The organism is Azospirillum sp. UENF 312511, assembly GCF_058780635.1.
The window spans coordinates 1,104,668-1,118,230 of record NZ_JBSNCG010000001.1 but is presented as its reverse complement, the minus strand read 5'-3'; the positions used below and the strand labels follow the sequence as shown (position 1 = coordinate 1,118,230).

Below are 13,563 nucleotides of genomic sequence, written 5' to 3'. Positions count from 1 at the left end.
CCTTGCCCGTTCCGCCATCAGCCCATGAAGGTCATCGCCGTCGTTCCGCTGTTGCTTGCGCTGCTGGCCGTGCCCGCGGCGGCGGACCCGATGCGGGTCGAGCGGACCGATCCCGGCCATTTGCGCGCCTTGAATCGCTCATCGCTTCCCCCGGAAGTCATCCCACCCCGCACCCGCTACGTGCGCAGCCAAGCGGTCTATAGCCTGCCAAAAGGGCTCGACGGGTTCACCCGCCACGACGCCGCCTTGTCGCGTCTGTGCCAGCGCGGTGCCTTCGGGCAGGAGACGGACGGCTTCTACTGGGCGCGGACGCCGGACAAGCGTTACGGCGTGGCCTTCTCCGGTGGGGCGAACCTGTCGGACCCGCAGAACAAGCGGAAGGCCGGGGAGGTGTATTTCTTCGACGGCCAGGACAGCCGCTGCAAGGTCTATGTCGGCGAACAGGCCAAGCTGATGCCGCATTACGTTGGCCCCTGAGAACGCTGGTCCCCGAGAGCAGACGGAAAACGCCCCGCCGGGCGGTCGTGTCCGGGCGGGGCGGTTGCGTTTGTCACTTCGCCATGAAGGCCGATATCGCATCCCCCGCCTTGGCAATGTTGGCAATGCCGTCGAGATGGCCGAGGCTGGTGGTGATCGCGTCGGTGTAGGTGACCGCGACGCCCTGCTTTTCGAGCCGCTCCTTCAGAGGGCGCATGGCGCGTTCCGGCGGGAAGACGAGATCGTCGGCGGAAGGGATCAGCAGGACCGGCGCTTTGATCTTCGCCAGCCCTTCGTCCAGCGATCCGCCGCCGCCCACCAGGAAGGTCTGGTTGGCCTTAATCAGATACAGGAAGTGGTTGGCGTCGCTGACCGCGGCGCGGGCGGCGGCGGCCTTGTCCAGCCACGCTTCGATGGCGTACTGGTTGTTCATGCTGGCGGCGGGGTCCTTGCCGTCCTCCGCCCAACCGCGGCCGAAGGTGGCGTCGGCCCATTTCCAGTGGCGGGCGTGCAGGGTCACCAGCTTCAACGCCTCGGTCAGCCCGGCCTTGGGCTCCGCCTTGCCGTAGTAATCGCCACCCTGCCAGTTGGGATCGACGCGGATCGGGGCTGCCCACAGATTCAGCCAGCCGATCAGAAAGGGATCGGCCTCGGCCCCGCCGATGACCGCGACCACACGCTTGACCATCTCCGGGTGGGCGGCGCCCCATTCCAGCGCCTGGAGCGATCCCATGGACCCGCCCATCACCGCATGCAGAGACTTTACATTAAGACTGTCCAGCAGCGCCTTCTGAACATTGACGAAATCGCGGATGGTGACGACCGGAAAGCTCATGCCGTAGGGTTTGCCGGTGTCCGGGTTGACGCTGGCCGGGCCGGTGGTGGTGACGGTCGGGTCCTTCGGCGACAGGTTCACCAGCGTGTCGGAGCTGACGATGAAGTATTTGTCGGTGTCCAGCGGCTTGCCCGGTCCGATGATGGAGTCCCAATAGCCGGGGGCCGGGTCCTCCATCTTGTACTTGCCGGCGGCGTGGCTGTTGCCGCTGAAGAAATGGGTGACGAGGATGACGTTGTCCCTGGCGTCGTTCAGCTTGCCGTAGCTTTCCCAGCCGATCCGGACGTTCTTGATCGTGCCGCCGCCCACCGTTGTGTAGGACGGCATCTCGAACACCTTCTTCTCCACGAGGCCCTCGAAGGCCAGGGCTGGCGCCGCGCAGAGGAGCCCGGCGGCCAGGGCCAGGCCGCCGAGCCGTTTCGCCAGAGAACGCATGTCGTCCCTCCCGTTTCTCAGGTCCCTATCGATGCGGGGAGGGAGTGTAAGGGGGTGCGACCGCCCGTCCAGGCGGGCAATCGGCCTAGACGATTGGGAGAGTTCAGCCCAGCCGGACGGCGGTTCCGTTGATGGAGACCATCAGCATGCCGTTCTCCTTGCCCAGCACCTCGTAATCGATGTCCACGCCGACGACGGCGTCGGCGCCCAGCGCCCGCGCGGCGTCCTGCAAATCGGCGAAAGCGGCCTCGCGGGCATCGCGCAGCGCGTTCTGGTAGCCGCCGGCCCGACCGCCGACGATGTCGCGGATGCCGGAGAACAGGTCGCGGAACATGTTCACGCCCAGGATCGCCTCGCCCGCGACCATGCCGAGATATTGGGTGACGGGACGGCCTTCGACGGTGTCGGTGCTGGTGACGATCATCGCTTCCTCCGGATGTGGTTTCGCGCCCTCCAGATGGCGGCGCGCGCGGCACGGCGCAATGGGTGGGGAAAGGGCGCAGCCGGAGGGGAGGGGAGTCCAACGCGATACTGCGAAATCGCAGCGCATCCTCGGCGAAATTGCGACATAAGCGAAGAAACCTTGCGCGTTCCTTCAACGTTCTCTCTTATAAGGCGCTCTTTCGGCTGGGAGGACGGCGGTATGGACGACACGCGGCGGGCGATCCTGCGCTGGATGACCGGCGTGATGGAAGCCCAAGGCTGGAGCGCCGGGGCCTGGGCGCGGCTGGCCGAGGTCACGCCGACCAACATCACCCGTTTCCTGCGCGATCCGGCGCGGGGCAGCGTTCCCAGCGCGGAAACCCTGGGCCGCTTGGCCCGCGTCGCCGGGTCCGAGCCGCGCTTCCTCGACGAAACCGCCTATCCGGCCGTGGCACGGGTGCCGCTGCTGTCGGTCGAGCAGGTACGGGACTTTCTGGAGTTGGGGCGGAGGGCCGGGGAAGCCTTCATTGCCGCGGCCTTGACGGGCGGAGCGCGGGGCATCGCCGTGGACCGTCCGGCCTCGCGCCGTGCCTTTGCGCTGACCATCGCCTCCTCAAGCCTGAACGCCGCCGGCGTTCTGCCGGACGACTGCGTGGTGCTGGAACCGTTGGACGTGCTGGCCCCGCAGGCCGGTGACGTCGTGGTGACGGTGGGCGACGGAACGGTGTGCGGATACCGCTTCTTCCCACCCCATCTGCTGCCGGTCAGCACCGACCCCGGCTGCCGCCCGACGCCCATTGAGCGCGCCAACGTCGCGGGGGTCGCGGTTCACATCACGCGCTGCCTGCGCGCCTGATCGCGCGTATTTGGCGGGAATCTGGAAGAAAAGCCGCCGATTCCGGCGGTGAAATTCTTTTCCACAAACCCCTTTGAGACCACGAATCCATACCCATCTGTGCCGAGTTGCCAACTCGGTCACAGCGGGACCGCGGCTGCGCTGCATTCTACTTAGTTTTTTGAAAAGGTTCGAAGATTCGATCCTACGGCCAAGCCGCAGGTTCTCTTTTTGTTCTTGAATCCTGCATGTTCGCAGCCCATATTCACGATACGGTTTATGGTTAACGGCGATGGCGCTGCGAAGACGCATCGACGCGAAGCCAGAGACGCACCGAAACGGCTGGGGGCCGGCAGGGGAATGGCGATTACGGACGCGCAGCGCGCCGCGCGGGCAGGGCGTATCGGGTCTTCCGACGCCACCCGCATCATGGCGGGCGACTGGCTGAACCTGTGGCGCGAGAAGACGGGGCGGTCGGCGCCGGCCGACCTGGACCTCGTCGCCGCGGTGCAGATCGGCATCGCGACCGAACATCTGCACCCCCGCTTCGTGGAGAAGGCCACCGGCCTTCCCTGCGTACCGGCGGAACGGACCTGGGTCCATCCGGAGCACGATTGGATGGTTGCCCACCCGGATTTCCTGACCTGGGAGGGTGACACGGACACCGGCGAGCCGGACACGCTGGTGGAAGCGAAATTCACCGGCGGCTTCCAGACGGACGCGGAGTTGGCCCAGCGCTACCACTGGCAGGTCCAGCACCAGCTGGTGGTCACCGGGCTGGACCGGGCGATGCTGTCCATCCTGCGCCCCACCGGCCACGCGCTCGTCCGCGTGCCGCAGCGGGAGGCGGATTGCGGGCGGCTGATGGAGACGCTGGACGCTTTCTGGTGGCATGTCGCCAACGACGTGGAACCCGGCGACCCGCTGCCCGCCGACGCACCGGCCTACGAGACCCGCCGGGTGGTCGACATGGCCCGGCACAACCGCTTCGTCGCCCTGGCCGCGGAGCTGGTGGACCGCCGCGCCGCCGCGCTTGCCGTACGCGAGGCGGAGGCCGCCCTGAAGGCGCTGATGCCCGCCGATGCGCGCATCGCCTTTGTGGCCGGGGAAGAGCCGGGCCGTGGCCTTTACCTCGCCCGTGACCGCGAGGGACGCCTGTCGTTGCGCTACGGCGCGCCGCCGCGGCGGGCGCTCGACACCGCCGAACCGTGGCGGCCCGCCACGGCCGATCCGTCCCCTGACCCGAGCCTGGACGCTGTGCTCAGCGGCGGCTGGGGTGAGGGGAGAGACGAACGCTACTGATCAAAAGGGGAACCCGACGACCATGGGACGCATGAGCAAGACCGACACCGTTGCCGAAACCGAGAAGACCGTCAGCACGGCCGCTCCGAAGGTCGCGGGTTCCCAGACCGCCACCGTAGAGCCCGCCACCCCGGACCCCATGCATTTGTGGAACCGGCTGAAGCGGACCGACCCGAAGGCGACCAAGCCCTTCACCCGCTCCGGCGGCTTCCGCGGCACGCAGATCGACCCGACCTGGCGCCTGATGATGATGACCGAGGTGTTCGGTCCGGTCGGCAAGGGCTGGGGCTATGAGCAGATGGATTGGACCATCGCCGAGCGCATGATCTTCATCTGCGCCCGCGTCTGGTACCTCGACCCGGAGACGGGCGAGAAGTGCTGGACCGGCCCGCAGTGGGGCGGCACGGAGATGGTCCGCCGCCGCAACGGCATCGAGGCGCCCGACGACGAGTGCTTCAAGATGTCGATGACCGACGCGGTGGGCAAATGCCTCGTCCAGCTCGGACTCGCCGCGGACGTCCATATGGGCCAGTTCGACGATAGCAAGTACCGGGAGGAGGCCGAGGCCTTCTACGCCGCCAAGTCCAACCCGGACCTGCAGCCGGCCGCCATCGCCGCCTTCGAGGAGGAGATCCGCAAGCGGCTCGGCGCCTGTCTGGACCTGGACGACCTGGAGGAGCTGTGGCGCACCGGGGCCGGCACCCGCCTGCGCGAGATCGGCACGGTGGACCGCACGGCCCAGCACCGCATCACCAGCCTGTTCGCCCAGAAGAAGGCGGAGATTCTGAAGCAAGACGAAGAGGGCGGCGATCTGGAGGCCGCCTGAGCCACGCCATTCCCGCGGCGTGGAGGGAGAAGCCCTGAATGACACCCGCAAGCACCACCACTGAACGTTCCCCAAGCGGCCTGTTCCGCATGAGCGCCTGGGAAGGCGAGATGGAGCGCAGCTACCCCCAGCTTCCGCGCTGGTACTGGAACGAGGCGGAACGCCGGAAACAGTATGCCCGCTGGGTCGAGGCTGAGGCGGAATCGCTGGCCCTGCGGCTGGCCGGGCTGCTCCGCCCCGACACCCCGGCGGACTCCGCCGGCCCGGCCCGCCTGCTGGTCGAATCGCTGGCCCGCGACGCCGAATGGGCGCGCAGCCTGGAAGACCGGCTGCTCCGCAACGCCGCGTGATCGAAAGGCCGCCTGATGTTTAAGAAGGATGCACGCGCCATGACCATCGAAGAGGTCCAGTCCCGGCTGCGCGCGGCCCACGCCCGCATCGGGCATGAGGGACGCTTCGCCCTGACCCTCACCCTGAACGGGACCGAGGACGGCTACATCACCCACTGGTTCCGCCCCGACCCGCATGCCTTCGAGGACTGCCGGGCGGTCGGTTCCGGTTCGATCGCCGAGTGCCTCGCCGCGCTCGACCGCTATGTGGAGACCTACCGGCGCAAGCCGACGACCGAGGAGGTCGGACGGACGATCGGCCTCCCCGACATGCCCCCGCGCGCCCATCACGGCACGAGCTTTCTGATGGCCGCGGAGTGAGCGGGCAGGGCGCCTGCGATCATTTTGTCGGCTGACGATCCCGTTCGTCATCCATAAACTGCGGCTTTCCCGAACAGCGGAGCCGCAGCCATGGATGGGTCCGTTCTTGCCCTTTTGAGCGTTCTCGGCGCCTTGGCCATCGGCGCCATCAGCCCCGGCCCCAGCTTCGTCCTGGTGGCACGCACCTCCATCGCCGTGTCGCGTGGCGCCGGTGTTGCCGCCGCCGTCGGCATGGGGACCGGCGGCGTGGTCTTCGCCACCTTGGCCCTCCTCGGTCTGCACGCCCTGCTGATCCAGGTCGGGTGGCTCTATCTGATCCTGAAAGTCGCAGGCGGCCTTTACCTCGTCCATCTGGCGGTGCGGATCTGGCGGGGAGCGGCGGAGCCTGTCCGCGTTCCGGATGGCGCCGCCAAGTCCCACGGCATCTTGCGCTCCTTCGGGATCGGGCTGGCGACGCAGATCAGCAACCCGAAGACCGCCATCGTCTACGCCAGCATCTTCGCGGCCCTTCTGCCGGCCTCGCCGCCGGCCTGGGTTCTGCTGGCCCTGCCGCCCGCCGTGTTCCTGGTCGAGACGGGTTGGTATACCATCGTCGCCGTGGCTTTCTCCGCCGGCCGCCCCCGCGCCGCCTATCTGCGGTCCAAGGCATGGATCGACCGGCTGGCGGCCTCGGTTATCGGCGCGCTGGGCATTCGGTTGGTGATGGACGCGGCGAAGCCGTCCTGACCCTCGCCGTCGCTCAGGCCGTGCCCAGTTCCAGCCGGTTCTTGCCCAGGCGCTTGGCGCGGTACATGGCCTGATCTGCACAGCGCAGCAGAACACCGGCGTCGGCGCCGTCCGACGGGTAGAAGGCCATGCCCACGCTGGCCGACACCGACAGGTCAAGGCCGGGCAGGGGCCGGTCGATGGAGTCGATGACCTTTTCCGCCACGGCCCGGGCGTTCTCGACGGAGATGTCCCCCTCCAGCAGGACGGCGAACTCGTCGCCGCCGATGCGGGCGGTGGTGTCGCTGTTGCGCAGCGCGCCGGACAGGCGCTGCGCTGTGGTCACCAGCACCTCGTCGCCCTTCTGGTGACCGTGGGTGTCGTTGACCTCCTTGAACCCGTCGAGGTCGAGGAAGAGCAGGGCGAAGCTCTTGTCCTCGCGCTTGGCGCGGGCAATGGCGTGCTCCAGCCGGTCCTCGAAGCGGATGCGGTTGCACAGGCCCGTCAGCGCGTCGTGCCCGGCCAGATAGCGCAGCCGCTCCTCCAGATGGTGCTGGGCGGTGGTGTTGCGGGCAATCCCCTCCACTCCGATAGGCCGTCCGGCGGGATCGCGGCGGATGTAGGCGTTGGCGGAAATCCAGAAAGTGGTGCCGTCCTGCCGCCGCATCGGCATGCGGTGATCGCGGACCTCGCCGCCCGCTTCCTCCAGCGCCGCGAGGAATTTGGCGCGCCCATCCTCCTCCACGTAATGATCGGCGATGCGGGTGCCGATCACCGTCTCCGGAGTAAGACCGAACTCCCGCGCGAACTGGGGGAGGCCATGCTGACCCGACCGTCGAGATCCGTGCGGAAAAAGGCGTCCGGCAGCTTTTCGATGACCGAGCGGAGATCGGCCTCCGACTGGGCCAGCCGCTCCAGCGTGGAGCGCAAGGCGTCCTCCGACCGGGTGCGGCGCTGGAACTCCTGGCGCATGAAACCCCATAGGACCAGGGCGGTGAACAGAACGAAGGCGGTGCCCTTGACGTTCTGGATCAGCACCACCTCGCCCAGACCGGCAGCGTCCAAAAGGCGGTCGGACCCCACCACCCACGCGGTGGCGAGGACCGCGTACAGTCCGACGATTCGGGTTGCCGAAGAGAACATGGGCGCCTATGCGGTTGGCGTCGGTGCACACTAGCCTTTGGCGCACGAACCGTCCATGGGGAGAGTACCGGAGTGTGTCCGGCACCCGCCCCACGCTTGCTGAGCCTTACCGCTTCTTGCCGGCCTGCGCCCGCGCGAAAGCTTCGGCGAAGGCGTTGTTGACGGGCTCCGGCGCCTTTGCCGGTTTGGGAGCCGGCTTCGGAGCGGAGCCGCCCTTGCCGGGCGGCGGACCGCGGCGGTCGTCCCGGCGCTTATCGTCGCCACGCGGGCCTTCCGCACGGCCTTGGCCACGCTCGGGGCGCGGGGCGGCGTCGGTCAGGCGCATGGTCAGGCCGATGCGCTTGCGCGGGATATCGACCTCCATCACCTTGACCTTCACGATGTCGCCGGCCTTCACGACGGTGTGCGGGTCCTTCACGAAGCTGGTGGACAGCTGCGAGATGTGGACCAGCCCATCCTGGTGCACGCCGATGTCCACGAAGGCGCCAAAGGCGGTGACGTTGGTCACCACCCCTTCCAGAACCATGCCGGTCTGGAGGTCCTTCAGCTCCTCGACGCCCTCCTGGAAGGTGGCGGTCTTGAATTCCGGACGCGGGTCGCGGCCCGGCTTCTCAAGCTCCTTCAGGATGTCCTCGATGGTCGGCACGCCGAACCGCTCGTCGGTGAAGTCCTCGGCGTTCAGCCCGCGCAGGAAGCGGGCGTCGCCGATGACGCTGCCGAGGTCCTTGCCGGTCTTCTTCAGGATGCGCTCGACCAGCGGGTAGGCTTCGGGGTGGACAGCGGAGGTGTCCAGCGGGTTGTCGCCCTCGCGGATGCGCAGGAAGCCGGCGGCCTGCTCGAAGGTCTTCGGGCCGAGGCGCGCCACGTCCAGCAGCTGCTTGCGTGAGCGGAAGGCGCCGTTGCGGTCGCGGTGCTCCACGATGTTGCGGGCGATCGTCTCGTTCAGGCCGGACACTCGGGTCAGCAGCGGAACGGACGCCGTGTTCAGGTCCACGCCGACCGCGTTCACGCAATCCTCCACCACCGCGTCCAGCGAGCGGGCGAGCTTGCCGCCCGACACGTCGTGCTGGTATTGGCCGACGCCGATGGACTTCGGCTCGATCTTCACCAGTTCGGCCAACGGGTCCTGAAGGCGGCGGGCGATCGAGACGGCGCCGCGCAGGCTGACGTCCAGCTTCGGGAACTCCGCCGCCGCGGTCTCGGAGGCCGAATAGACCGACGCGCCGGCCTCGCTGACCACCAGTTTGGTGAGCTTCAGCTCGGGGTGGCGCTTGAACAGGTCGGCGACCAGCTTGTCCGTCTCGCGGCTCGCTGTGCCGTTACCGATGGAGATCAGCTCCGCCTTGTGGCGCACCGCCAGGGCGGCGATGGCGGCGATGGAGCCGTCCCAGTCGTTCCTCGGCTGGTGCGGGTAGACGGTGGCGGTGTCGACCAGCTTGCCCGTGGCGTCGACCACGGCGACCTTCACGCCGGTGCGGATGCCGGGGTCGAGGCCGATGGTCGTGCGCGGGCCGGCCGGGGCGGCCAGCAGCAGGTCATGCAGGTTGCGGGCGAAGACGCGGATGGCCTCGTCCTCGGCGCGTTCCCGCAGGTCGCCCATCAAGTCGGTCTCGACATGCGGGCCGATCTTCAGCTTCCAGGTCCAGCGCACCACGTCGGACAGCCACTTGTCGGCCGGGCGGCCCTGGTTGCGGATGCCGGTGTGGGCGGCGATGGTGCGCTCCGCCGGGTGGGGCTGTCCCTCCTCGACCGGCAGGTCCAGGCGGATGTCCAGCACGCCCTGGGTCCGGCCGCGGAACAGCGCCAGCGCGCGGTGCGAGGGCACCTTCGCCCAGGGTTCGTCGAACTCGAAGTAATCGGAGAACTTGGCGCCTTCGGCCCGCTTCTCCTCGATCACCTTGGAGGTCACCACGCCCTTGTCGGCCATGGTGGCGCGCAGCCGGCCGACCAGCTCGGCGTCCTCGCCGAAGCGCTCCACCAGGATGTGGCGGGCGCCGTCGAGCGCCGCCTTGACGTCGGCCACACCCTTGTCGGCGCTGACGAAGCCGGCGGCCTCGGCGTCCGGCTGGAGCGAGGGATCGGCGAGAAGCCGGTCGGCCAGCGGCTCCAGCCCCGCCTCGCGGGCGATCTGCGCCTTGGTGCGGCGCTTCGGCTTGTAGGGCAGGTAGAGGTCTTCCAGGCGCGTCTTGGTGTCGGCCTGACGGATCTGCAGCTCCAACTCCGGCGTCAGCTTGTCCTGCTCGCGGACGGAGGACAGGATCGCCGCGCGCCGGTCCTCAAGCTCGCGCAGGTAGGACAGCCGTTCCTCCAGCGTGCGCAACTGCGTGTCGTCGAGCCCGCCCGTGGCCTCCTTGCGGTAACGGGCGATGAAGGGGACGGTCGATCCTTCGTCGAGCAGCTTGACGGCCGAGGCGACCTGGGATTCACGGACCGAAAGCTCGTCGGCGATGCGTTGGCTGATGGACGTGGACGGCATGGAGGACCGGTGACTGGTGAAAGGGAAGGGTGCCTCCTATAGCGCGAAGCGGGCCTTCCCGGCCAGTGCCGATCTGGGAGAGGCCGGGGAGACCGGTCCGGAGTGGACGCGCGAATCCGGAGCCCGATTCTTGCGAAAAAGTATAGTTAAAGAAAAACCTCGCACGATTCACGCGTCGTTAACCTTAACGGCCGTATATCTTCCCCTGCAACTTGGTTGCGTTTCCTCCCGAACAGACTCCGGCGGCTCCCGAATTGGGGAGCCGCCTTTTTTCTGTGCGCGTGTCGCCCAAAGCACGCGCATTCGCAAGATGAACGCGACAGAGTTTTTCCCCTTGCGTTCATTGGGAGAAACATCCTTACTGATTGTGGGTCTAATCCAAACGGATTCGCTGCCTTGGGACTGGTCGTTTCGGCAATCGCCTTCCTGTTCGCAGTGGCCGTCCTCGGCGCCGCGGCGAAGCGGCTGCCGCAGGCGTCCACGGTGGTCTATGGCGGAACGGCGGCGGCCTGCGCGCTGATCGCGCTGTGGGCGGCGCTCCAGCTGGCCGGGGGCGAGCCGGACGCGACGCTGGTCCTGCCGGTCGGGCTGCCCTGGATCCAAGCCCATCTGCGCGCCGACGCGCTGTCCGCCGTCTTCCTGATCGTCGTCAATCTGGGCGGCATCACCGCCAGCCTGTTCGGCTGGGGGTACGAGCGGGCGCACCACGATGCCCACGGCGCTTCCCAGGGCGGCTCCCAGGATGGCCCGGTCCTGCCGCTCTACCCGCTGTTCCTGGCGGGCATGAACATGGTGCTGATCGCCGCCGACGCCTTCACCTTCCTGTTGTCCTGGGAGTTCATGTCGCTGGCCTCCTGGCTGCTCGTGCTGTCCACCCATCGGGACCCGGACACGCCCAGGGCCGCGCGCCTCTACATCATCATGGCGAGCTTCGGGACGGCCTGCCTGCTGCTGGCCTTCGGGGTGCTGGCGACGGCGCACGGCGACTACAGCTTCGCCGCCATCCGCGCCCACGCGCCGGCGGCCGGGGCGGCGGCGCTGGTCGTGGTGCTGATCCTGCTGGGGGCGGGGTCGAAGGCCGGGTTGGTGCCGCTGCATGTCTGGCTGCCGCTGGCCCATCCGGCCGCCCCCAGCCATGTGTCGGCCCTGATGTCGGGCGTCATGACCAAGGTCGCCGTCTACGCGATGATCCGCGTGCTGTTCGACCTGCTGGGCGAGCCGGAGTGGTGGTGGGGCGGCGTGACCATGGGCTTCGGCGCGCTGACCGCCGTGATGGGCGTGCTCTACGCGCTGATGCAGGACGACGTGAAGCGGTTGCTCGCCTATTCGACGGTGGAGAACATCGGGGCCATCGTCATCGCGCTGGGGCTCGCGCTGGTCTTCAAGGCCGCCCACACGCCGGTGATCGCCGCGCTCGCCCTGGCGGCGGCGCTGCTGCATGTGGTCAACCATTCGCTGTTCAAGAGCCTGCTGTTCTACGCGGCGGGCGCCATGCTGACCGCCACCGGATCGCGCGATCTGAACCGGCTGGGCGGGCTGATCCACCGGATGCCGACCACCGCCGTCCTCGCCCTGATCGGCGCCGCGGCGATCTCGGCCCTGCCGCCGCTGAACGGCTTCGTCGGGGAGTGGCTGCTGTTCCAGGCCATCCTGAACGCCCCGGCCCTGTCGGAATGGTCGCTGAAGATCGAGATCGCCGTGGTCGGCGCCGCCCTGGCGCTCGCCACCGCGCTTGCCGGCGCCTGCTTCGTGCGGCTCTACGGCATTGCCTTCCTGGGCCGCCCGCGGTCGCGCGCCGCGGGCGAGGCGGTGGAGGTCGGGCGGGCGATGCGGCTGGGCATGGCGGTCCCGGCGGTGCTCTGCGTCGTTCTCGGCGTCCTGCCGACCCCGCTGATCCGCCTGTTCGAGCCGGCGCTGCGCCTGCTGGTCGAGGCCGGGCCGTTCGACGGGCGCGCCTACCAGCCGTGGTTCTGGCTGGCCCCGACCTCGGCCATCGGCAACTCCTACAACGGCCTGATCATGCTGGTGGTGATCGCGCTGCTGTCGGTCGTGCTGGTGCTGGGCATCCACCGCAAGGCGAGCGACCGGGTGCGCTGGTCGATCCCCTGGGGCTGCGGCTTCGACGGGCCCGACCCGGCGGCGGTCACCCAGTACACGGCCTCCAGCTTCGGACAGCCGATCCGCCGCGCCTTCGGCAGCACGGTGTTCCGCGCCCGCGACCATGTGGACATGCCGGCGCCGGGCGACACGCGCCCCGCCCGCCTGTCGGTGACCTGGACCGACCCGGCCTGGGTCGTGGTGGTGGAGCCGCTGTCCCGCGCGGTGGGCTGGCTGGCCGAGAAGGCCAACCGGTTGCAGTTCCTGACCATCCGCCGCTACCTGACCCTGATGTTCCTGGCGCTGGTCGTGCTGCTGGTGATGGTGGCGGTGACGCAACGATGACGCTGCTGCTCGCCACCCTCTATCAGATCCTGCAGATGCTGCTGGTGCTGGCCCTGGCGCCGCTGCTGACCGGCTGGGTGCGGCTGGTCAAGGCGCGGCTGGTCGGACGGCGGGGGCCGTCCATGCTCCAGCCCTACCGCGACCTGCTGCGGCTGCTGCGCAAGGAGGTGGTGCTGGCGCGCAACGCGTCCTGGCTGTTCCGCTCCGTGCCCTACATGATGTTCACGGCGATCTGGCTGGCGGCGGGGCTGGTTCCGGTCTTCACCACGCAGTTGGCGCTCGCCCCGACCGCGGACCTGATCGCGCTGATCGCGCTTCTGGGCTCGGCACGCTTCTTCCTGGCGCTCGCCGGGATGGACACGGGGACGAGCTTCGGTGGCATCGGCTCGTCGCGCGAGATGATGATCGCGGCGCTCGCCGAGCCGGCGATGCTGATGATCGTCTTCTCGGTGGCGATCCTGGTCCGCAGCACCTCGCTCGCCGAGATCGCCGATTTCATGTTGTCCGGCGCGGTCGGGCTGCGCATCTCCCTGGCCCTGGCGCTGATCGCGCTGGTCATGGTGGCGATCGCCGAGAACGCGCGCATCCCCATCGACAACCCGGCCACGCACCTGGAACTGACCATGGTGCACGAGGCCATGGTGCTGGAATATTCGGGCCGTCACCTCGCCCTGGTCGAGGCGGCGAGCATGCTCAAGATGCTGCTCTACATGGCGCTGATCGCCTGCGTCTTCGCGCCCTGGGGCATGGCGACCGCCGGGTCCGGCGTGGCGGCGGCGCTGGGCGGCATGGTCGTCTTCGTGGCGAAGCTGGCCGTCGGCGGGACCCTGCTGGCGCTGTTCGAGATCTCCATCGCCAAGATGCGCGTCTTCCGGGTCGGCGAGTTCCTGGGCGGCGCCCTGCTGCTGAGTCTGCTCGGCGCGATCTTCCTCTACGTGTCGCGGGGGGTGTGAG

General features: G+C 68.5%; 14 protein-coding genes. 9 read left to right on the top strand and 5 right to left on the bottom strand.

Going from position 1 to position 13,563, the window contains the following annotated elements; all coding sequences use genetic code 11:
- Positions 1-24: 24 nt before the first annotated feature.
- Positions 25-477 carry a hypothetical protein gene (locus ACWPN7_RS05135; protein ID WP_040134097.1) on the top strand — a complete coding sequence of 151 codons (453 nt, stop codon included), beginning with the start codon at positions 25-27 and terminating at the stop codon, positions 475-477.
- A 73-nt stretch (positions 478-550) separates the two neighbouring features.
- On the opposite strand, the gene ACWPN7_RS05130 is transcribed toward ACWPN7_RS05135, so the two are convergent.
- Complete coding sequence (locus ACWPN7_RS05130; protein WP_200474652.1) at positions 551-1,747, bottom strand: E22 family MetX-like putative esterase; 1,197 nt, start codon at positions 1,745-1,747, stop codon at positions 551-553.
- Between the two features lie 103 nt (positions 1,748-1,850).
- Positions 1,851-2,171 carry a heavy metal-binding domain-containing protein gene (locus ACWPN7_RS05125; protein ID WP_040134099.1) on the bottom strand — a complete coding sequence of 107 codons (321 nt, stop codon included), beginning with the start codon at positions 2,169-2,171 and terminating at the stop codon, positions 1,851-1,853.
- A 219-nt stretch (positions 2,172-2,390) separates the two neighbouring features.
- Here ACWPN7_RS05125 and ACWPN7_RS05120 point away from each other — a divergent pair, with 219 nt between their 5' ends.
- From ACWPN7_RS05120 to ACWPN7_RS05095, 6 genes are all read left to right on the top strand, one after another.
- Positions 2,391-3,026, top strand: coding sequence for a hypothetical protein (locus ACWPN7_RS05120; protein ID WP_040134100.1), 636 nt, complete (start codon positions 2,391-2,393; stop codon positions 3,024-3,026).
- Positions 3,027-3,365: 339 nt separating this feature from the next.
- Positions 3,366-4,307: a YqaJ viral recombinase family protein gene (locus ACWPN7_RS05115; protein WP_459196793.1), complete on the top strand. Its 942-nt coding sequence runs from the start codon at positions 3,366-3,368 to the stop codon at positions 4,305-4,307.
- A 31-nt stretch (positions 4,308-4,338) separates the two neighbouring features.
- Positions 4,339-5,133 carry a hypothetical protein gene (locus ACWPN7_RS05110; RefSeq protein WP_247887762.1) on the top strand — a complete coding sequence of 265 codons (795 nt, stop codon included), beginning with the start codon at positions 4,339-4,341 and terminating at the stop codon, positions 5,131-5,133.
- Positions 5,134-5,171: 38 nt separating this feature from the next.
- Positions 5,172-5,483, top strand: coding sequence for a hypothetical protein (locus ACWPN7_RS05105; RefSeq protein ID WP_035676060.1), 312 nt, complete (start codon positions 5,172-5,174; stop codon positions 5,481-5,483).
- Between the two features lie 39 nt (positions 5,484-5,522).
- Positions 5,523-5,843, top strand: coding sequence for a hypothetical protein (locus ACWPN7_RS05100; RefSeq protein ID WP_145700189.1), 321 nt, complete (start codon positions 5,523-5,525; stop codon positions 5,841-5,843).
- Positions 5,844-5,933: 90 nt separating this feature from the next.
- A complete protein-coding gene (locus tag ACWPN7_RS05095; RefSeq protein WP_407823865.1) occupies positions 5,934-6,569 on the top strand; it encodes a LysE family translocator in 636 nt (211 codons plus the stop codon).
- A gap of 13 nt (positions 6,570-6,582) precedes the next feature.
- On the opposite strand, the gene ACWPN7_RS05090 is transcribed toward ACWPN7_RS05095, so the two are convergent.
- The 3 genes from ACWPN7_RS05090 to ACWPN7_RS05080 form a co-directional block, all read right to left on the bottom strand.
- The gene (locus tag ACWPN7_RS05090) at positions 6,583-7,323 is read right to left on the bottom strand and encodes a diguanylate cyclase domain-containing protein (protein ID WP_492273150.1); all 741 of its coding nucleotides are present in this window, start codon (positions 7,321-7,323) and stop codon (positions 6,583-6,585) included.
- The gene (locus ACWPN7_RS05085) at positions 7,320-7,691 is read right to left on the bottom strand and encodes a hypothetical protein (protein ID WP_492273149.1); all 372 of its coding nucleotides are present in this window, start codon (positions 7,689-7,691) and stop codon (positions 7,320-7,322) included. The genes ACWPN7_RS05090 and ACWPN7_RS05085 overlap by 4 nt, the downstream gene beginning before the upstream one ends.
- A gap of 106 nt (positions 7,692-7,797) precedes the next feature.
- Complete coding sequence (locus ACWPN7_RS05080) at positions 7,798-10,167, bottom strand: Tex family protein (protein ID WP_459196792.1); 2,370 nt, start codon at positions 10,165-10,167, stop codon at positions 7,798-7,800.
- 396 nt (positions 10,168-10,563) lie between these two features.
- Here ACWPN7_RS05080 and hyfB point away from each other — a divergent pair, with 396 nt between their 5' ends.
- Together hyfB and ACWPN7_RS05070 are read left to right on the top strand one after the other, a co-directional pair.
- Positions 10,564-12,609 carry a hydrogenase 4 subunit B gene (gene hyfB / locus ACWPN7_RS05075; protein ID WP_459196791.1) on the top strand — a complete coding sequence of 682 codons (2,046 nt, stop codon included), beginning with the start codon at positions 10,564-10,566 and terminating at the stop codon, positions 12,607-12,609.
- Entirely contained in the window at positions 12,606-13,562 is a 957-nt protein-coding gene (locus ACWPN7_RS05070) for a respiratory chain complex I subunit 1 family protein (RefSeq protein WP_459196790.1), read from the top strand. The genes hyfB and ACWPN7_RS05070 overlap by 4 nt, the downstream gene beginning before the upstream one ends.
- Position 13,563: the final 1 nt, after the last annotated feature.

Coding starts and splice junctions, on each gene's coding strand:
- ACWPN7_RS05135 (WP_040134097.1), top strand. CDS start 25: ATGAAGGTCATCGCCGTCGTTCCGCTGTTGCTTGCGCTGCTGGCCGTG.
- ACWPN7_RS05130 (WP_200474652.1), bottom strand. CDS start 1,747: ATGCGTTCTCTGGCGAAACGGCTCGGCGGCCTGGCCCTGGCCGCCGGG.
- ACWPN7_RS05125 (WP_040134099.1), bottom strand. CDS start 2,171: ATGATCGTCACCAGCACCGACACCGTCGAAGGCCGTCCCGTCACCCAA.
- ACWPN7_RS05120 (WP_040134100.1), top strand. CDS start 2,391: ATGGACGACACGCGGCGGGCGATCCTGCGCTGGATGACCGGCGTGATG.
- ACWPN7_RS05115 (WP_459196793.1), top strand. CDS start 3,366: ATGGCGATTACGGACGCGCAGCGCGCCGCGCGGGCAGGGCGTATCGGG.
- ACWPN7_RS05110 (WP_247887762.1), top strand. CDS start 4,339: ATGAGCAAGACCGACACCGTTGCCGAAACCGAGAAGACCGTCAGCACG.
- ACWPN7_RS05105 (WP_035676060.1), top strand. CDS start 5,172: ATGACACCCGCAAGCACCACCACTGAACGTTCCCCAAGCGGCCTGTTC.
- ACWPN7_RS05100 (WP_145700189.1), top strand. CDS start 5,523: ATGACCATCGAAGAGGTCCAGTCCCGGCTGCGCGCGGCCCACGCCCGC.
- ACWPN7_RS05095 (WP_407823865.1), top strand. CDS start 5,934: ATGGATGGGTCCGTTCTTGCCCTTTTGAGCGTTCTCGGCGCCTTGGCC.
- ACWPN7_RS05085 (WP_492273149.1), bottom strand. CDS start 7,691: ATGTTCTCTTCGGCAACCCGAATCGTCGGACTGTACGCGGTCCTCGCC.
- ACWPN7_RS05080 (WP_459196792.1), bottom strand. CDS start 10,167: ATGCCGTCCACGTCCATCAGCCAACGCATCGCCGACGAGCTTTCGGTC.
- ACWPN7_RS05070 (WP_459196790.1), top strand. CDS start 12,606: ATGACGCTGCTGCTCGCCACCCTCTATCAGATCCTGCAGATGCTGCTG.